This window comes from Pedococcus sp. KACC 23699 (assembly GCF_045348425.1).
Taxonomy (GTDB): Bacteria; Actinomycetota; Actinomycetes; order Actinomycetales; family Dermatophilaceae; genus Pedococcus.
Window position 1 is genome coordinate 3,196,660 of the sequence record NZ_CP157483.1, and the last position, 19,388, is coordinate 3,216,047.

14 protein-coding genes and 1 riboswitch are annotated in these 19,388 nt (G+C 71.8%); of the genes, 11 read left to right on the top strand and 3 right to left on the bottom strand.

Going from position 1 to position 19,388, the window contains the following annotated elements; translation table 11 throughout:
- Positions 1–117: 117 nt before the first annotated feature.
- From ABEG17_RS15095 to ABEG17_RS15105, 3 genes are all read left to right on the top strand, one after another.
- Positions 118–1,767, top strand: coding sequence for a hypothetical protein (locus ABEG17_RS15095; RefSeq protein ID WP_406830298.1), 1,650 nt, complete (start codon positions 118–120; stop codon positions 1,765–1,767).
- Positions 1,768–1,926: 159 nt separating this feature from the next.
- Positions 1,927–2,292: a hypothetical protein gene (locus tag ABEG17_RS15100; RefSeq protein ID WP_406830299.1), complete on the top strand. Its 366-nt coding sequence runs from the start codon at positions 1,927–1,929 to the stop codon at positions 2,290–2,292.
- Complete coding sequence (locus ABEG17_RS15105) at positions 2,285–2,695, top strand: hypothetical protein (RefSeq protein WP_406830300.1); 411 nt, start codon at positions 2,285–2,287, stop codon at positions 2,693–2,695. The genes ABEG17_RS15100 and ABEG17_RS15105 overlap by 8 nt, the downstream gene beginning before the upstream one ends.
- On the opposite strand, the gene ABEG17_RS15110 is transcribed toward ABEG17_RS15105, so the two are convergent.
- A complete protein-coding gene (locus ABEG17_RS15110) occupies positions 2,679–3,122 on the bottom strand; it encodes a nitroreductase family deazaflavin-dependent oxidoreductase (protein ID WP_406830301.1) in 444 nt (147 codons plus the stop codon). The two genes, ABEG17_RS15105 and ABEG17_RS15110, sit on opposite strands and share 17 nt — an antisense overlap.
- Before the next feature lie 92 nt (positions 3,123–3,214).
- Here ABEG17_RS15110 and ABEG17_RS15115 point away from each other — a divergent pair, with 92 nt between their 5' ends.
- The 7 genes from ABEG17_RS15115 (at position 3,215) to ABEG17_RS15145 (ending at position 12,397) form a co-directional block, all read left to right on the top strand.
- Positions 3,215–3,526 (top strand): hypothetical protein, encoded by a 312-nt coding sequence (locus ABEG17_RS15115; protein WP_406830302.1) that lies wholly within the window; start codon positions 3,215–3,217, stop codon positions 3,524–3,526.
- Entirely contained in the window at positions 3,523–4,803 is a 1,281-nt protein-coding gene (locus ABEG17_RS15120) for a hypothetical protein (protein WP_406830303.1), read from the top strand. Before ABEG17_RS15115 ends, ABEG17_RS15120 begins: the two co-directional genes overlap by 4 nt.
- A 55-nt stretch (positions 4,804–4,858) precedes the next feature.
- On the top strand, positions 4,859–6,316 hold the full coding sequence (locus ABEG17_RS15125) for an FAD-linked oxidase C-terminal domain-containing protein (RefSeq protein ID WP_406830304.1): 1,458 nt from the start codon (positions 4,859–4,861) through the stop codon (positions 6,314–6,316).
- Positions 6,316–7,599, top strand: a complete 1,284-nt coding sequence (locus tag ABEG17_RS15130) for an FAD-binding oxidoreductase (protein WP_406830305.1) — start codon at positions 6,316–6,318, stop codon at positions 7,597–7,599. Before ABEG17_RS15125 ends, ABEG17_RS15130 begins: the two co-directional genes overlap by 1 nt.
- Complete coding sequence (locus ABEG17_RS15135) at positions 7,599–8,987, top strand: heterodisulfide reductase-related iron-sulfur binding cluster (RefSeq protein WP_406830306.1); 1,389 nt, start codon at positions 7,599–7,601, stop codon at positions 8,985–8,987. The genes ABEG17_RS15130 and ABEG17_RS15135 overlap by 1 nt, the downstream gene beginning before the upstream one ends.
- 44 nt (positions 8,988–9,031) lie before the next feature.
- Positions 9,032–10,777, top strand: a complete 1,746-nt coding sequence (locus tag ABEG17_RS15140; RefSeq protein WP_406830307.1) for an L-lactate permease — start codon at positions 9,032–9,034, stop codon at positions 10,775–10,777.
- A gap of 76 nt (positions 10,778–10,853) precedes the next feature.
- Positions 10,854–10,966, top strand: a riboswitch (SAM riboswitch).
- Between the two features lie 111 nt (positions 10,967–11,077).
- Entirely contained in the window at positions 11,078–12,397 is a 1,320-nt protein-coding gene (locus ABEG17_RS15145) for a bifunctional o-acetylhomoserine/o-acetylserine sulfhydrylase (RefSeq protein ID WP_406830308.1), read from the top strand.
- 109 nt (positions 12,398–12,506) lie between these two features.
- Here the strand turns inward: ABEG17_RS15145 and ABEG17_RS15150 are convergent, their stop codons facing one another.
- A complete protein-coding gene (locus tag ABEG17_RS15150; protein WP_406830309.1) occupies positions 12,507–13,607 on the bottom strand; it encodes a ScyD/ScyE family protein in 1,101 nt (366 codons plus the stop codon).
- A 128-nt stretch (positions 13,608–13,735) separates the two neighbouring features.
- On the opposite strand from ABEG17_RS15150, the gene hrpA reads away from it, so the two are divergent.
- Entirely contained in the window at positions 13,736–17,659 is a 3,924-nt protein-coding gene (hrpA, locus tag ABEG17_RS15155) for an ATP-dependent RNA helicase HrpA (protein ID WP_406830310.1), read from the top strand.
- Between the two features lie 112 nt (positions 17,660–17,771).
- Here the strand turns inward: hrpA and ABEG17_RS15160 are convergent, their stop codons facing one another.
- Positions 17,772–19,322, bottom strand: a complete 1,551-nt coding sequence (locus tag ABEG17_RS15160; RefSeq protein WP_406830311.1) for an MFS transporter — start codon at positions 19,320–19,322, stop codon at positions 17,772–17,774.
- Positions 19,323–19,388 lie beyond the last annotated feature (66 nt).

Sequence of the window (19,388 nt, forward strand, 5' to 3'; positions counted from 1 at the left end):
CCGGCTGTCGGTCTTGTCCACTCCCTACCAACCTGGTGCCGCGGGTGTCGGGGATCCGACCTGTTCCCAGCCGAACGGATGACCCCGGAGGTCGGCGGGGTGGCTGATACTGGTGCCGTGCTGGGGAGCGCGTTCACGACAACGCTGAGGGAAGCCCAAGCCGGGGACGAGCAGGCGTTCACCCGGCTCTGGCGCGACGCCAACCCCTTGGTGGTCCGCTACCTGCGGGTGATCGGTGCCGACGACGCGTATGAAGCGGCCTCCGAGGGCTGGGTGACCGCGGTTCGCGGACTGCCGGGGTTCACCGGCGACGAGTCCGCGTGGCGGGTCTGGCTGCTTGCCTGCGCCCGCCTGCGGGCGGAGCAGGGTACGCAGCGACAGCGCTGGGCCACGGTCATCCCGATCGACCGCCGGTCCGCCTCCACGTCGACGTCCGGCACCTCGACGTCCGGCACCTCGACGTCCGCAGCCTCTTCCTCCACCACGTCGAGCGGTGCCACCTCCGCCTCGGCCGTGGCCTCCGCCGCGGCTGCTGCGGCGGCTGCGGCCCTCGCGGCGACGGCAGCGACGATGACGGGCAGGGGTCGCGACGACGAGGCCGAGCTCACCGCCCTGCTCGGGTCCACCGGTGGCACCCGCCAAGAGCGGTGTGGGCTCAGCGACACCATCGCCGCCCTGCGCGCCCTCCCCCTGGGGCAGGGCGAGATCCTCATGCTCCGGCTCGGGGCCGGGCTCCCGGTCCGCGCGGTGTCCGACGTCGTGGGTTCCGACGACGAGACGGTCCGTCGGGCGCAGGCCCGCGCCCTCGAACGCCTCGAGGTCGAGGGCGACCTCGTCGCCTGGTCCCTGGGCGCCCCGCCCACTGCCGCCGAGCTGGCCGACGAGCGAGTCGCCCTCGCCGCATACCGCCACATCCCACGTCCGCCCGCGTGGGCGGTGCCGCGCACGCGGGTCATCACCGTCGGCCGTCCGCCGGCCGGCAGCCGTGCTGGTCGCCGCACTGCCCTGGGCATCGCCAACGCGGCCGGGCGCTCCCGCACCGCGCTCCTCGCGATCTCCGCCTTGTCGGCTGCAGTGATGTCGCTCGGTGGGCTGAGCGCGGCCGCCTACGTCGGCGCGCTCCCGAGCGGGGTCCAGCAGGTGATGCACGAAGCCATCGGCGCCCCGCCCCCGACCGTCGCGCCGTTGCGGGCGAAGCGGACGTCCCAGGCCACGCCCCGCCGTGCACCGGTGACGACGACCCCGCCACGCGGCCGACCCGCCGCGATCGCTCCTGCGTCCCCGGCTTCGTCGAGCGCGCCCGCGCTGCCCCTCACCCCGCGCTCGTCCGTGACGACCCTCTGCCGCCAGTGGTCGGCCCACCGGACGGCTGGCGCGGCCGGCACGTCCTCGACCGCCTTCCGCGACCTGTCTGCCGCAGCCGGTGGCGCCGACCGGGTCACGCTCTTCTGTGCCACCGCGACGGCGACCGCCACCCCGACGGTCACCACCAACCCGGTGACCCCGACGAGCGCGCCGCCCACGACGACCTCGTCCCAGCCGAGCCCGACCCAACCGAGCTCCCCGACGCAGTCGCCCAGTGCACCCTCGTCGCCCGACACGGGTGTGCCGGTCCCGGCCCCGACCACCCAGACGACCGCCCCGTCGCCCGCGCCGACGACCACAGCGGGCGGCGCCCCCCAGGGGCCCGCGTCGGATGCGGGTTCGTCTCCGACCGGTGCGCCACAGCCCGCCTCGACGACCGACATCACGCCCCCTCCCGGCTAGGGACACACCGACCCGAGACCCGGGTGGCCGTCGCCATCCTGCTGGGGCGCAGGCCTGCCTCCTGCTCGCGCCCGCCGCCGCCCGGTCGGTGACGTCCTCGCCCTCCTGACCGGGCGCGGCCGCGGTTCGGCGGACCCGCTGCTCGCGTAGGCTTCCCGCGTGCTCTTCCCCCTGACCGTGGTCGTCCTCGCCACCGCCGTGGTCCTGCTCGCGTCCTCCGGTGTGTATGCCGCCCGCGCGCGCCTGCTCGACGACCGCCTCCTGCTCGTGGCGGCCATCGTCGAGCTCGGGGTGCTGGTCCAGGCGGTCGTCGCGATCGCCCACCTCGGCAGCGTCCCCGGCGACGGCGCGGAGACGGCGACGTTCGCGGCCTACGCCATCACGCTGCCCTTCCTGCCCCCGGCGGGGGTCTACCTCACCCTCAAGGAGAAGACCCGCTGGTCGATGGGCGTCGTCGCGGTGGCCGCCTTCGCCGTCGCGGTGATGACCGCACGCCTCCAACAGATCTGGAACCTCCATGGCTGACGAGCCCCGCTCCACCCGTTCCGGACCGGGGATCGTCCTGGTCGCCGTGTACGGGCTCCTGGCGCTCGCCGCCACCGGCCGCTCGGTCCTGCAGATCACGGAGTACTTCTCCCGTGCGCCGCTGGCCTACGTGCTGTCGGCCCTCGCCGCCGTGATCTACCTCGTCGCCACGGTCGCCCTGGCTCGCGGCGACCGGACCTCGCGTCGCGTGGCGACCGCTGCGATCACCGTCGAGCTGGCCGGGGTCCTGGTGGTCGGGTTGGCGTCCTACCTCGCGAAGGACGCGTTCCCCGACAAGACCGTGTGGTCGCACTTCGGGTCGGGCTACGGCTACGTGCCGCTCGTGCTCCCGGTGCTCGGCCTGCTCTGGTTGCGCCGCACCGCGGTCAGTCCGAGTCGCTGACCGGCTCGAGCAGAAGGACGGGGATCAGGCGGTCGGTGTTGACCTGGTACTCCGCGTAGGGCGGGAAGGCGGCGACGCAGCGCTCCCACCACTCCTTGCGCTCGGCGCCCTCGATCTCGCGGGCCCGCACGGTCCAGGTGCGGTCGTCGTCCTGGAGGTCCAGGACGGGGTTCTTGCGCACGTTGGCGTACCACGCAGGGTGCTCGGGCGCGCCGCCCTTGCTGGCCACCGCGGCATACACGCCGTCGTGCTCGACGCGCATGAGCGGGACCTTGCGCACCTTCCCGGACACCCCGAGCATCGTCAGCATCACGACCTCGCGGTCCTGCACGCTCACCGAGCGCGTGGTGCCGGTCTCCTCGATCTTCTCGACCTGCTCGCGGACCCACGCGGTGGGGCTGGGGACGTACTCACCCTGAATCGTCATGACGCCATGCAAGCACGGCCCGCCGACGGTCGCACGCGCGGGCCTGTGGACAACGAGCCGACCCGACCCGGCGCCCGACCTAACCTCGATGCATGAGGACGGGGGCGACCACGACCAGGATCGAGGTGCAGGCGGCTGACGTCATCGCGCTGGGGGAGGCGATGACCACGGTGGCCGCCGACCTCCAGTGGAGCGCGCAGGCCGCAGCAGGGCAGGCCTGGGCGCTGGGACCCGGCCACAGCGCGGCCACGCTCGGGGACGTGCTGGGGGACTTCGAGCATCAGCGACTCCTGCTGGGGCGGGTGCTCGGGGACCTCGCCACGGGAGCCTGGCACGCCGGAGCCCTCTACGTCGAGGTCGAGGAGCAGGTCGGGGGGATGTTCGATACCGGAGGTGCTCCGTGACCTGGGTCGAGCCGCCTGCGGTCCTCGCGCCGGTCGCGGGCGATCCCGACGAGGTGCTCAGGATGGCGGCGGGGCTGGCCTCCGAGGCCGAGCTGCTCGCCGCGCTGTCCTGCACCCTGCGCGGCCTGGCCGATCCCGCGGTGGCCATCTGGGCGAGTCCGGCCGACGCGGCCTTCGGGCGTCGGGTGGGCGCCGTGCCGGGGGTGCTCGACCGGATCGGCAACCGGTACGGCGTCGCTGCTGCGGCGCTGCGACACTTCGCCGGTGCCCTGCGACAGGCCCAGGCGGAGGTGACCCGGTGCCAACGCCTGCACGAGCAGGAGTGGCCGGCCTTCCTGCGTGCCGGCGACCAGATGGCGCTCGCCGAGACGAGCGGCGACCCGGCCGGTCGGCTGCTCGCCGGCCGGTACCGGGCCGAGATGGTGGCGCACGGCGAGCGGGTGCAGCTGGCGGTGCGGCACCACGCTGCGGCACACGAGGCCTGCGCCGCGGCCGACCGGGCCTGCGCCGTGGTGCTGCGCGGCCTGCTGGACGACGGGCTCGCGGACAGCAGGCTCTACGACGCGCTGACCGGGACCGGTCGCGCCGCCGCCGCGGTGGCCGACGTCTCAGGCGTCATCGCCATGCTGCCCCCGGCCCGGCCACTGGGTGTGGTGGCGACCGGTGCGGAGGGTGCCTCACTGACCGCGGACGCCGCCGTGCTCGCCGTCTACGGCGACGGCGACCTGGCGAGCCTCGGCATGGGGGTGGTCGCGGCCGCCGCGGGCGCGGCGGGTCCTGTGCTCAAGGCGGGTGCCCGAGCGACGAACGCCACCGCGGTCTCGGCCGCGGGCACGCGCGCCGCTCGTCGCAGCCTGCGCCTCACCACGACGGACCGCCTGGGCGCGGGCCTCGCGGCGACCACGCCCGGGGTGAGGCCGGGTGTGCTCGGTCGCACCGAGGTGGCGATGGTCGGGCCCGCCACCCCGCGACCGGCGCCACGGTGGACCCGTCCGCCCCGAACGGCGGCAGCACTGCGCCCCTGGCTGCACGAGCAGACCACGGTGCGGACGACGACCTGGGCCAAGGCCCGTCCGGGTCGACGACCTCACGACCGTGCTGCGGGCCGAGGGGGCCTCGACGCGGTGGCACGTCGCGGGCCTGGCAGCCGACGGTGTGGCGCGTGGCCTGCGGCAGGGAGAGTCGGCGCGCGAACGCCAGCTCGACGAGCGCGAGCAGTCCGACCTGCGCAAGAGTGGGCTGCGGCACCGTTGACCTGTCCCGTATGCCGGAAATAGGCTCCATGGTGCAGAAGCCATCTTCCGCCATGTGGAAATCGCGAGGCATCCCTCCATGGACACCGACGTCCTTGCTCGACGGCTGCGCACCCTCGTGGGTGAGCACGCCGTCATCACCGACCGCCAGCAGCTGCGCACCTACGAGTGCGACGGCCTGACCCACCACAAGGTCGTCCCGGCCCTCGTGGTGCTGGCCGAGACCACGGCGCACGTCGCCGCAGCGGTCACCGAGTGCGCGCGTGCGGGCATCCCCTTCGTCGCCCGTGGCTCGGGGACGGGCCTGTCCGGTGGCGCACTGCCCCACGCCGACGGCGTCCTCATCGTGCTCAGCCGGATGCGCGAGATCCTCGAGGTCGACCGCGCCAACCAGCGCGCCGTCGTCGAGCCCGGGGTCATCAACCTCCAGCTCAGCGAGACCACCCGGCCCGAGGGCTACTACTTCGCGCCCGACCCCTCGAGCCAGCAGGTCTGCTCCATCGGCGGCAACGTCGCGGAGAACTCCGGGGGAGCGCACTGCCTCAAGTACGGGTTCACGACCAACCACGTCACGGGTCTGGAGTTCGTCACGCCGCAGGGTGAGGTGGTGGCGCTCGGCGGCAAGGCGCCCGACCCGACGGGATACGACCTGCTCGGCGCCGTCGTCGGCTCGGAAGGCACCCTCGGGGTCGCCACCCAGGTGACGGTGCGGCTGACGCGTTCGCCGCAGGACGTCAGCACCCTGCTCGCGGCGTTCCCCTCGACCGACCAGGCAGGGGCGGCGGTCTCGGCGATCATCGGCGCGGGGGTGATCCCGGCGGCCATCGAGATGATGGACGCGCTCGCGATCGAGGCGGCCGAGGCGGCCGTCCACTGCGACTATCCCCGGGGCGCGGGCGCCGTCCTCATCGTCGAGATCGACGGGCCGACCGCCGACGTGCGACACGTGTTCGCCGAGGTCGAGCGGCACTGCCAGGAGGCCGACGCCTTCGAGATCCGGATCGCGAAGGACGACGCCGAGCGCGCGCTGTTCTGGAAGGGCCGCAAGTCCGCGTTCGCCGCGGTGGGCAGGATCAGCCCCGACTACATCGTCCAGGACGGCGTCATCCCGCGGACCGCCCTGCCCGAGGTCCTGCGCCAGATCGCGGCGCTGTCAACGGATTCCGGCGTCCGCGTAGCCAACGTCTTCCACGCCGGCGACGGCAACCTGCACCCACTCGTGCTGTTCGACGAGTCCGTCCCGGGGGAGGGGGAGCGAGCCGAGGAGGTCTCCGGCTCCATCCTCGACCTGTGCATCGAGCACGGCGGCTCCATCACCGGTGAGCACGGCGTCGGCAGCGACAAGGCGAAGTTCATGCCGCGGATGTTCACCGAGGACGACCTCGACACCATGCAGCTGGTGCGGTGCGCGTTCGACCCCGACTCGATCTCCAACCCCGGCAAGATCTTCCCCACTCCTCGGCTGTGCGGCGAACGCCCCGGCCGCCACCAGGGGGCGCATCCGCTCGCGGAGTCCGGTGTGGCGGAGGTCTTCTGATGACGGCAGCCCACGAGGCCCTGCTGCGAGCGTGCGACGGACACGTCACCGAGGGCTCGGACGCCGACGCCGTCCACGGTATGGCGCCGCGCTGGGTCGCGTCGCCGGCCACCACCGCGGAGGTGTCGGCCGTCATGACTGCAGCGGCGGGCGACGGCCTGGCGGTGCTGACCCGGGGAACCGGCAGCAAGCTCCGGTGGGGCAACCCCCCGCACCGGCTCGATGTCGTGCTCGACACCACCCGCCTCGACACCCTCGTGGAGCACGCGGCAGGCGACCTCATCCTCGTCACCGGCGCAGGGCGGCTCCTGTCGACGCTGCAGGACGATGTCGCGGGCTCCGGTCAGCGGCTCGGCATCGACCCGACCCGCAGCGGCACCATCGGCGGCACCGTGGCCACCGGTACCAGTGGCCCGATGCGGTTGCGGCACGGGGCGGTTCGCGACCTCGTCATCGGGATGACGCTGGTGCGGGCGGACGGAGTGGTGGCCAAGAGCGGCGGCAAGGTCGTCAAGAACGTCGCCGGCTACGACCTGGCCAAGCTCCTCACCGGTTCGTTCGGCACCCTCGGTGTCATCACCGAGGTGGCCTTCCGGCTGCACCCCGTGCCCCGGGAACGGCGCTGGGTGACGGTGCCCGTCGACGGACCGGCCGCTGCGCAGGCCGCCATCCAGGAGCTCGTGCACAGCCAGCAGGTGCCGGTCGCCGTGGAGGTGGACTGGGCCGACGGCCGAGGCAGCGTGACCGCGCTGCTGGAGGGCCACGCCGACGCCACCCATGAGTGCGCCGACACCGTCGCCAGCGCACTCGGAGCAGGAGCAGCGATCTGCGACCTCGCCCCCGACTGGTGGGGTGCCGACCTGGCGACCACCGACGCCACCTCTGGCCACTCAACGTCCGACGATGGTGACGGGTCGGGTGGCGGCCCGACGTTGGTCCGGGTCACCCACGAGATCGCGGGAGCGGGCCGGTTGCTGCACGCCATCACCGAGCTGGAGGAGCGGTACGGGGTCGTGGCGTCGTACCGCGGGTCGCCGGCGGTCGGAGTCGGCTGCGCCGTCCTCGACGGTGAGGCCGCGACCGTCGTCGCTGCCACGGAGAGCCTGCGCGCCGCCGCCACCGCGATCGGGGGTGCCGTCGTCGTCCTCGAAGCCCCGGACGCCGTCCGTGACCGCCTCGACGTGTGGGGACCCGCGACGGCGCTCGACCTGATGCGTTCAGTCAAGCAGCGCTTCGACCCTGCCGGCGTCCTCGCCCCAGGCCGCTTCGTAGGAGGCATCTGATGACCAGCACCACCAACCCGTCCGCCCCCGGTGGACCGATCGACCCCGACGGCGTGGGTGGGTTCGACGCGCACCGGCCGCCGTCGCAGGAGCTGCTCGCCGACTGCGTGCACTGCGGGTTCTGCCTGCCGAGCTGCCCGACCTACGTGCTGTGGGGGGAGGAGATGGACTCCCCACGCGGGCGCATCCACCTCATGTCGCAGGTCCGTGAGGGCGAGCCGCTCACCCCCGAGGTCGTCGGTCACTTCGACGCCTGCCTGGGCTGCATGGGGTGCGTGACGGCCTGCCCGTCGGGGGTGAAGTACGACGAGCTCATCACGGCGACCCGGGCCCAGGTCGAGCGCAACACCACCCGTCCGCCGGCCCAGCGGTTCCTGCGGTCGGCGATCTTCGCGTTCTTCCCCTACCCCCGTCGGCTCCGCGCGCTGCGAGGACCGCTGCGCCTGCACCAGCGATCCGGTCTGTCTCGCGTGTTGCGCAGGTCCGGTGTGCTGCAACGGATCTCGCCGCACCTCGCGGCGATGGAGTCCCTGGCGCCGCCCCTCGGTGCCGCCGAGTCCGTCCCCGAGGCGACCCGGGCCCGGGGGCCGAAGCGCGGCACTGTCGGCATGCTCCTCGGCTGCGTGCAGCGTGAGTTCTTCCCCGGCGTCAACGCGGCCACGGCACGGGTGCTGGCGGCTGAGGGCTTCGACGTCCTGGCCCCGTCCGGCCAGGGCTGCTGCGGCGCCCTCTCCGCGCACAACGGCCGCGAGCCCGAGGCTGCGGCGTTCGCCCGCAGGCTCATCGACACCTTCGAGACGGCGGGGGTCGAGCACGTGGTGGTCAACTCGGCGGGGTGCGGCTCCTCGATGAAGGAGTATGCCGCGCTGCTCGCCGGCGACCCCACCTACGCGGCCCGCGCAGAGGCGTTCGAGGAGAAGGTGCGCGACGTCAGCGAGTTCCTCGCCGAGGTCGAGCCGGTGGCGACGCGGCACCCGCTGCCGGTGAGCGTGGCCTACCACGACGCCTGCCACCTCGGGCACGCCCAAGGGATCCGCAGCCAGCCGCGCCAGCTGCTCGGCGCCATACCCGGCCTGGACGTCCGGGAGGTGCCTGACGGGTCGCTGTGCTGCGGCAGCGCCGGCATCTACAACCTGCTCAACCCCGACACGGCTCGTGAGCTCGGTGACCGCAAGGCGGCGAACGTCCAGCGCACCGGCGCCGAGCTGCTCGTCACGGCCAACCCCGGATGCCTCATGCAGATCCACTCCGCCCTCGAACGAGCCGGCACGGCGCTGCCGCTCGCCCACACCATCGAGGTGCTCGACGCCTCGATCCGGGGACGACGACCGGAGGACCTCGGCGTCAGCGGGTCCGCCCCCACCTCCGGGAGGCCGGCGACGACCTAGCGAGCAAGGCCCACCCGTCCCATGTCCCACACCGAGGTGAACGCATGTACCGACCTGTACTCGACGCCGTCGCCGGCTCCCTGACCATCACCGCCCTCGTGGCGATGCTGCCTCTGCTGACCCTGTTCGTCCTGCTCGGCGTGCTCCGCCTCGCTGCGTGGAAGGCCGCCCTGATCTCCTTGGCGGTCTCCGTCGTCGTGGCCCTGGCCGCCTACTCCATGCCGGTCGGGGCGGCCGTGTCCGCGGGTCTCGAGGGCGCTGCCTTCGGCTTCTTCCCGATCCTGTGGATCGTCATCAACGCGATCTGGCTCTACAACATGACCGTCGAGACCGGGCACTTCGACGTGCTGCGGCGCTCGTTCGCCAAGGTCAGCGACGACCAGCGGATCCAGGCCGTGATCATCGCGTTCTGCTTCGGGGCCCTGCTCGAGGCGCTGGCCGGGTTCGGCACGCCGGTCGCCATCACCAGCGTGATGCTCATCGCGCTCGGCTTCCGCCCGATCAAGGCGGCGACCGTCGCGCTCGTCGCCAACACGGCCCCGGTCGCGTTCGGTGCGCTGGCCGTGCCGATCACCACGCTGGCCACGGTCAGCGGCGAGTCGGAGCACGTGCTGGCGCAGATCGTCGGGCGACAGACTCCGCTGCTCGGTGTCTTCGTGCCCATGGCCCTGGTCTACATCGTCGACAAGGGCAAGGGCGTCCGCGCGACGCTGCCGGCCACCCTCACGTGTGGAATCGCTTTCGCCGTGGCGCAGTTCGCGACGAGCAACTTCCTCTCCACCCAGCTGACCGACATCGTCGCCGCCCTCGTCGGTGCCCTGTCCGTGGTGCTCCTGCTGCGGGTGTGGCAGCCCACCGACACCTACGTCGAGACCGAGACCGACGAGCACGAGCTCGTCGGCGCCAACAGTGCAGCCACCGTCGGTGGCGCGGCCGCCAGCCGTCGCGGTGACGCCGGTGCCGGTCGCGGGCCGGCTCGCCACGATGAGCCGGTCCCGTCCACGACCGTGGGCGACCTGGCGGCGCGCGACGAGGGCAAGGTCGACAGCACCCGCGAGGTGGTCAAGGCCTACGCGCCCTACCTCATCATCATCGCGCTGTTCATCATCGCCCAGCTCCCCGGCATCAAGGGCGCCCTCGACGCCCCGACGCGCGCCTTCGCGTGGCCGGGGCTCGACGGGTTGAAGACGGCGTCCGGAAAGACCTCCACGCTGCCGACGTTCAAGCTCAACTGGCTCAGCGCTGCCGGCACGCTGATGCTCATCGCGGGGCTGCTGACCATCCCGGCGATCGGCATCTCGCCGGCCAAGGCGCTCAAGGCCTATGGCGCGACCTACAAGCAGCTCGCCTCGGCGATCCTCACGGTGATGGCCGTCCTCGGCCTCGCCTACGTCATGAACGCCTCGGGCCAGACCGCGTCCCTCGGGTCCTGGATGGCCGGCGCCGGTGCCGCGTTCGCGATCCTGTCCCCGATCCTGGGCTGGCTCGGCGTGGCGGTGACCGGGTCCGACACCTCGTCGAACTCGCTCTTCGGCGCCCTGCAGGTCTCGGCAGCCAAGGACGTCGGGCTCAGCCCGGCCCTGATGGCCGCCGCGAACTCCTCCGGCGGTGTCCTCGGCAAGATGATCTCGCCGCAGAACCTCGCCATCGCCGCCGCCGCGGTCGGCCTGTCCGGCCGCGAGGGCGACCTGTTCCGCAAGGTCGTGGGCTGGAGCCTGGGGTTCCTCGCCTTCATGTGCGTCATCGTGTTCCTGCAGTCCACCTCGGTGTTGGGCTGGATGCTGCCCTGACCGGGTGGCGGACCGGTGGTCCGCGATGAGAGACGGGTATGCCGCGTCGGCGACGACGCGGCATACCCTTGCCCCAGGTCATGAGTGCCAGCGTCAAGCCCCGGCTCGCTGGCCGGCAACCCTCCTCCGCGGTGGGGTGCCCCGGGTGAGGACCAGGCGCACGGCACCTGCCGTGCGCAAGCGCGGGAGACCCACCACGTGTCCCGCACCGTCGACGACGGTGGCGACCTGCTCCACTCCACCGTCGGTGACGGACCACGCCGACGCCGCACGTGCGGCACGAGAGTGAAGGTCACTGACATGAGCAACGCCAGCTGGTCGTTCGAGACCCGCCAGGTCCACGTCGGGCAGGAGCCCGACTCGGCCACGGGGGCTCGCGCCCTGCCGATCTACCAGACGACGTCGTACGTCTTCAAGGACACCGAGCACGCAGCGAACCTGTTCGCGCTCAAGGAGTTCGGCAACATCTACACCCGCATCATGAACCCCACGCAGGACGCGGTCGAGCAGCGCGTCGCCTCGCTCGAGGGAGGTGTGGGGGCCCTGCTGGTCGCCTCGGGCCAGGCGGCCGAGACCCTCGCGATCCTCAACATCGCCGAGGCCGGTGACCACGTGGTCGCGAGCCCGTCGCTCTACGGCGGCACCTACAACCTGCTCAAGCACACGCTCCCCAAGTTCGGCATCCAGGTCACCTTCGTCGCCGACGCCAACGACGTCGAGTCGTGGCGGGCGGCGGTCCGGCCCAACACCAAGCTGTTCTTCGGCGAGACCATCTCCAACCCCAAGTCCGAGGTGCTCGACATCGAGGCGGTCGCCGCGGCGGCGCACGAGGCCGGGGTGCCGCTCGTCGTCGACAACACCATCGCGACGCCCTACCTCATCCGCCCGCTCGAGTGGGGCGCCGACATCGTCGTGCACTCCGCCACGAAGTACCTCGGCGGCCACGGCACCTCGATCGCCGGCGTCATCGTCGACGGTGGCACCTTCGACTTCGCCGCAGACCCGGAGAAGTTCCCCAACTACAACACCCCGGAGGAGAGCTACCACGGGCTCGTCTTCGCCCGGGACCTCGGCGTCGGCAGCCCGCTCGGGGCCAACCTCGCATTCATCCTCAAGGCGCGCGTGCAGCTGCTGCGCGACCTCGGTCCGGCCGTGGCGCCGTTCAACGCCTTCCTCATCGCCCAGGGGATCGAGACCCTGAGCCTGCGGCTCGACCGGCACCTCGAGAACACCCACAAGGTGGCGGCGTTCCTCCAGGCCCACGACCAGGTCGAGAGGGTCGTGTGGGCGTCGCTGCCCGACCACGAGTCCTACGACAAGGCGACGAAGTACACGCCCCGTGGTGCCGGCGCGGTGCTCGCCTTCGAGATCGCGGGCGGCGTCGAGGCGGGGCGTCGGTTCGTCGAGGCGCTCGAGCTGCACAGCCACGTCGCCAACATCGGCGACGTGCGGTCCCTGGCCATCCACCCCGCGTCGACGACGCACTCCCAGGGCCCGGACAGCGACCGCCTCGCGGCCGGCGTGACGCCCGGGCTGGTGCGCCTGGCCGTCGGCATCGAGCACATCGACGACATCCTCGCCGACCTCGAGCAGGGCTTCATCGCCGCCAAGGGCGCCTGACCCCGCCGACCTGCGCGTGCAGCAACCTCTGCTGGCAGAGGTTGCTGCACGCGGGGTAGGGAGCACCCTGGGTCCACGGCAGCACCCTCTGCCGAGTGGACCCGACGGGTCAGCGCAGCCGCACCACCGACCCGTGGCCCGTCGGGTTGCCCTGGGCGTCCATCGGCGCCATGGTGCCGGCGTACAGGTGGTCCTCCCCGTACTCGACGGAGACGACTCCCGGGAGTGCGACCACGGCCTGGGGGTGTCCGTGGCGGACCTTCGACACGCGCCCGGCGAAGAGCTCGGCCACGTAGATCGTGCGGTCCGGGCCGATGGTCAGGCTGGTCGCCCCGGCGAAACCGGTGGCGATGCGGGTGGCGTGACCGTTCCAGGGGTTGACCCGGTAGACCGAACCGCGAGCACCGGCACTCGGGTCCTCAGGACCGCCCGGGAGGGTGGTGACGTAGAGCATGCCCCCCGGCCCGACCTCGACATCGGTCGGCACGGCCTCGAACTTGTAGGTCTGGCCCACGCACTTCGGCACGCCGTTGGCGTCGGCGAAGGCCTTGGTGATGACCAGCGGCTGGGTCGGCAGCACGGTCAGCAAGGACACCTTCCCCCACCTGTCGACCTTGAGCAGGTCGTTGCCCCCGGCGTCGGCCACGATCCACGACCCGTGGCGCCACGCCGTCACCGCGTACGGGTGGGAGTCGACCTGACCGGTGTAGGAGGCCATCGGCCCGAGCACCTTGGCGGCGCAGCTCGGGTCCTTCAGGCCGTAGTGCACCTTGGCGTCGGGGTTGTGCTTGGACTCGAACCCGGACAGGTCTGCGACGACCGTCTTCGAGCCCCTCTTGATGGTCAGCGTCGTCGCATGGGTGGCGTAGTTGGTGGTGGTGTAGGCGAGGGCGTGCTCGGTCACCGCCACGCCCGCCACCTCACCGGGCTGCGGTCCGGTGGCAACGGTCCGCAACGACCCGTTGTCTCGGATCTTCGACACCGTGCTGGTGCCTCCGTCGGCGACGTACAGGTCGTCGTCCTCGGTGGCGAGGTGGAACGGGGCGATGACCTTCGTGGTCAGGACCTTGGTGTGCCAGCCGCGACCGGCATGGTGGCCCGAGCCGTCATCGGGGTCGGCGCTGGTGTGCGCCGAGGCGGCTGGGGCCGCGAGGAGGGCGGTGGCACCGACCACCGCCACGACGCCCATCATCTTTCGAGTCATGCGCATAGCTGTGTCCTCCCATTTCTGCCCCCGGCAGGTGCCACAGGGGCACTTCGAGCCACGCTAGGGACGATGTTCACAGCCGACGTACAGCAATGGGGTGACGGACAATCTGCGTACGTATGCTGGCCTGCATGCCCTCCGCCGAGCCTGCCGAGCCCCGTGCTGCCCGGCCGGGCAGGCGGGGGAGAGGCCGTGGACGCGACCGTCGCCCCGACCAGGTGTCCGACGAAGCCCCTGCACGGGCATCCCGACCCGTGCGGACGCCGCGACCCGTGCGGGCGCCCCAACCTGTCCCGGACCTGAAGTACCCGGAGAACCTCCCGGTCGTCGCGCGCAAGGACGACATCGCCGCGGCCATCCGTGACCACCAGGTCGTCATCGTGGCTGGCGAGACCGGCTCGGGCAAGACCACCCAGCTGCCCAAGATCTGCCTGGAGGTGGGTCGCGGCCAGGCCGGCCTGATCGGTCACACGCAGCCCCGCAGGATCGCCGCCCGGTCGGTGGCCGAACGCATCGCCGAGGAGCTCGAGGTCGAGCTCGGCACCGCCATCGGCTACCAGGTGCGCTTCACCGACCAGAGCAGCGACAACACCCTGGTCAAGGTGATGACCGACGGCATCCTGCTCAACGAGATGCAGCGCGACCGGATGCTGCGCAAGTACGACACGATCATCATCGACGAGGCCCACGAGCGCAGCCTCAACATCGACTTCATCCTCGGCTACCTCAAGCAGCTCCTGCCGCGTCGTCCCGACCTCAAGGTCATCATCACGTCGGCGACCATCGACCCGCAGCGCTTCGCCGACCACTTCCGGTCCGCGGACGGGGAGCCCGCGCCGATCATCGAGGTGTCCGGGCGCACCTACCCCGTCGAGCTGCGCTACCGACCCCTCGTCGACCCGGACCGCCCTGACGACACCGAGCGTGACCAGGTGACGGGGGTCTGCGAGGCCGTCGAGGAGCTGTGGACCGAGAACCGCGAGGGCGACATCCTCGTCTTCCTCTCGGGGGAGCGCGAGATCCGTGACACCGCCGACGCGCTGACCGCGATGAAGCTCCCGCAGACCGAGGTGCTCCCGCTCTACGCGCGCCTCTCGGCCGCCGAGCAGCACAAGGTGTTCGGGCGTGCCTCCGGACGACGGATCGTGTTGGCCACCAACGTCGCCGAGACCTCGCTCACCGTGCCGGGCATCCGGTATGTCGTCGACGCCGGCACCGCGCGCATCTCCCGCTACAGCCAGCGCACCAAGGTGCAGCGACTCCCGATCGAAGCCGTCTCCCAGGCCAGCGCCAACCAGCGCGCGGGCCGGTGCGGTCGCGTCGCCGACGGCATCTGCATCCGGCTCTACTCGGAGGAGGACTACGACAGCCGCCCCGAGTTCACCGAACCGGAGATCCAGCGCACCAGCCTGGCGTCGGTCATCCTGCAGATGACCTCCCTCGGGCTGGGCGACGTCGGTCGCTTTCCGTTCGTCGACGCACCGGACCCGCGCCAGGTCGCCGACGGCGTCCGGCTGCTCGAGGAGCTGCAGGCCTTCGACCCCGGTGACGAGGGGCGGCGCGGACGCCAGCTGACGCCGTACGGGCGGTCGCTCGCCCGGCTGCCCGTGGACCCCCGACTCGGCCGCATGCTCATCGAGGCCGGCAAGCTCGGGTGCACCCGCGAGGTCCTCGTCATCGTGGCGGCCCTGTCGATGCAGGACCCTCGCGAACGCCCCGCCGACAAGCAGACGCAGGCCGACCAGTCGCACGCGAGGTTCAAGGACGAGCACTCCGACTTCATCTCGCTGCTCAACCTCTGGACCTACCTCAAGGAACAGCAGAAGGCGTTGAGCCACAGCGCTTTTCGGCGCATGTGCAGGGGCGAGTTCCTGCACTACCTGCGCGTCCGCGAGTGGCAGGACCTCCACAGCCAGCTGCGCAAGGCGTGCCAGGACGTCGGCATCGACCCGAGGCAGGCGACGGCCGCGCCGGACGAGGACCCGAATGCCGACGTCATCCACCAGGCGCTGCTCGCGGGGCTCCTCTCGCACGTGGGCCTGCGCGACGAGGCCAAGCGCGACTACCTCGGCGCGCGCGGGGCGCGGTTCGGCATCTCACCCGGATCGACGCTGTTCCGGCGCCAGCCCGCCTTCGTCATGTCCGCCGAGCTCGTCGAGACCACCCGGCTCTGGGCGCGCACCAACGCCCGGATCGACCCCGTCTGGGCCGAGCGGCTGGCCCCGCACCTGGTCAAGCGCACCTACTCCGAGCCTCGGTGGTCGCGCAAGCAGGGTGCGGCCCAGGCGACGGAACGGGTGACCCTGTACGGCGTTCCGCTGGTGGCCGCCCGCACCGTCAGCTATGCCCGGATCAATCCCGAGGAGTCCAGGGACCTGTTCATCCGGCACGCACTGGTCGAGGGTGACTGGGAGACCCACCATGAGTTCTTCCGTGCCAACCAGGCTCTGCTGAAACGCCTTTCGGAGCTGGAGGAGCGCGCGCGGCGCCGTGACATCGTCGTCGACGACGAGGACCTGATCACCTTCTACGAGCAGCGCGTCCCGGCAGAGGTCGTGTCGCAACGGCACTTCGACCGCTGGTGGAAGGACGCCCGGACGCAGACGCCGGACCTGCTGACCTTCACCGAGGACTTCCTCACCCGCGACACCGCGGACGGCGTCTCGGCCGACGACTACCCCAGGGCCTGGCGCCAGGGTGCACTCGAGCTCGGCGTGACCTATCAGTTCGAGCCCGGGGCCGCCGCTGACGGCGTCACGGTGCACATCCCGGTGCAGGTGCTCAACCAGGTGCAGGACGAGGGCTTCGACTGGCAGGTGCCGGGGGTGCGGGCCGACCTCGCGACAGCGATGATCCGCGCGCTGCCCAAGGCGACCCGTCGCCACTTCGTCCCGGCCCCGGACCACGCCGCTGCGGCCCTGGCCGACGTCCAGCCCGGTGGCGGCCGGCGGTTCGACGAGGAGCTGGCTCGCGTGCTGCAGGCGAGGACCGGCACCCGCATCGCCCCGCAGGACTGGGGCATCGACCGGGTCGCAGACCACCTGCGCATCACCTTCAGCGTCGAGGACGACCGCGGCAAGGTCCTCGGCAGCGGCAAGGACCTCACGGCGCTGCAGGACGAGCTCGCCGGACAGGTCCAGCGCCGGATGTCACGGGCTGGCGCCTCGGTGGAACGAAAAAGTCTGCGGCAGTGGGACTTCGGCCAGCTGCCCGAGACGTTCGAGACCCGCTCCGGCGGCCAGGTCGTGCACGGCTACCCGGCCCTGGTCGACCGGGGGGACTCCGTCGACCTCCAGGTGCTGGCGGGGGAGCGGGAGGCCCAGGCCGCGACGACCCTGGGCGTGCGCAGGCTGCTGCTGCTCAACACGACGGCACCGTGGAAGCGCGTCCTCTCGCGCCTCTCCAACACCCAGAAGCTCACGCTCGGGGACAACCCGCACGGCTCCGTCCCAGCCCTGCTCGAGGACTGCCTAGCCTGTGCCGTGGATGCGCTCGTGGCCGAGCGGGCCGGTACGGCAGCGAGCGTGCGCGACGACGCCGCCTTCGAGGACGTCCTTTCCACCGTGCGCACCCACGTGGCCACCCGGGTGCTGCTCGTCGTCGACGAGGTGGAGCCGGTGCTCGCGGTGGCCCGCGAGGTGCGCGCGTCCCTGGAGCGCCTGACCGCACCGGCCACTGCCGCCCTGGTCGCCGACGTCCGGGCCCAGCTCGACAGCCTGGTCTACCCGGGGTTCGTCGCAGACACGGGGCTGGACCACCTCCCGCACCTGCGCCGCTACCTGCGCGCCATGGCCCAGCGCCTCGAGAAGGCACCGTCGTCACCCGCTGCACTGGCGCGTGACGCGGCAAGCCAGGAGGTCGTGGACCGGATGGAGATCGCGTATGCCGACCTGCTCGACTCCCTGCCGCCGGTCGACCGCCACTCCGGCCCGGTCCGTGCCGTGGGGTGGATGGTCGAGGAGCTGCGGGTGAGCTTGTTCGCCAACGGGATCGGCACGGCATACCCGGTGTCGGAGAAGCGGATCCGGGCGGCCATCAAGGCCCTGGACGCCTGACACCCGGGGTTGCCTGACACGCGGGTTCGGGGGCCCGAAGGTGACCGGTTGGTCACTCTCGGGCCCCCGAACGCGTGGAGACGGTGGCCCCGGAGGGGCCGAGGAGGAACGGTCAGGCGAGGTGGACGTTCTCGTGACCCTCGGTCGACAGCGCCTCGTGCTTGACGTTGAGGAACGCGAAGATGATGCCGGCGGCGACGAGGATCATCGCTGCGCCCACGAGGTAGGCCTTGCCCGAGCCGTAGGTCTGCGCCTGCAGGCCGATGAAGGCCTTGGCCTGTGCGACCTGCTCGGGGGACATGTCCCCGGAAGCCGCCTTCGACTGCAGCTGCGCTCCGAGTGAGGCCGCCCGGTCGGTCAGGGCGCTGGCGAACACCGTGCTCAGGGTCGCCAGCCCCAGCGAGCCACCGACCTGCTGCATCGTGTTGAGGACGGCGGACGCGACGCCCGAGTCCTCCTGGGCCACGCCGGACACGGCGGTCAGCGTCATCGGCACGAAGACCAGGCCCATGCCGAAGGCCATGAGGATGATGAACGGCAGCAGGTGACCGGCGTAGGAGCTGTCGACCTGGAGCCGGGAGAACCCGAACATCGCGCCCGAGGCGAGCAGCGCACCGGTGCCGGCGATCCAGCGCGGGTCGACGCGGGTCATCAGGGCCGAGGCAACCTGCGCCGCGATGACGATGCCGAACGAGAAGGGCAGGAACGCGAAGCCGGCCTTGAGCGGGGAGTACCCGAGCACCTGCTGGATGTAGAGGCCCAGGAAGTAGAACATCGAGAACATCGCCGCGCCGACGACGAGCATGACGATGAACGACGTGCCGCGGGTGCGGTCCTCCAGGATGCGCATCGGCAGCAGCGGGTGCTCCGAACGCAGCTCGATGACCATGAAGAGCGCCAGCAGGACGACACCGGCGACGAGGGTGCCGATGGTGACACCGTCGGTCCACGAGGTGGAGGCGGCGTGGGTCAGGCCGTAGACGAGCGAGACCAGACCAGCGGTGCCGGTGATACCACCGGGGACGTCGAGGCTGCCGCGACCGCGCTCGGACTCACGCAGGACGCGCGGGGCGAGGAAGACCACGACCAGGCCGATCGGCACGTTGATGAAGAACGTCCAGCGCCACGACGCCTCGGTGAGCGCGCCACCAAGGATCAGGCCGATGGCGGCACCGGCACCCGACATCGCGGCATACACGCCCATGGCGCGGTTGCGCGCCTGGCCGGCCGGGAAGGTCGTGGTGATCAGGGCCAGGGCGGTGGGGGAGGCCAGGGCCGCACCGACGCCCTGCAGGGCGCGGGCGCCGAGCAGGATCGCCTCGGTCTGGGCGATGCCGCCGATGAGCGAGGCTGCGGCGAAGACGATCACGCCGGTCATGAAGACCTTGCGCCGGCCGAACAGGTCACCCAGGCGGCCGCCGAGCAGCAGCAGGCCACCGAAGGCCAGGGTGTAGGCGTTGACCACCCACGAGAGGTTGCCGGGAGTGAAGCCCAGGTCCTTCTGCAGGTGAGGGAGCGCGATGTTCACGATGGTGCCGTCCAGCACGACCATGAGCTGGGCGGCGCTGATGACGGTGAGGGCGAGACCGAGGCGCTGAGGAGTCCGGGACGGCTCCGTGGCCTCGGGCGTCGAGGCGTGCTCGACCGCAGAAGTGGATGACATGGCTGTCCTTGGTAGTGGTGGTGTGTGGACGTGGCGCCCGCCGCCGAGTGCGGGGGAGCCGGAGGA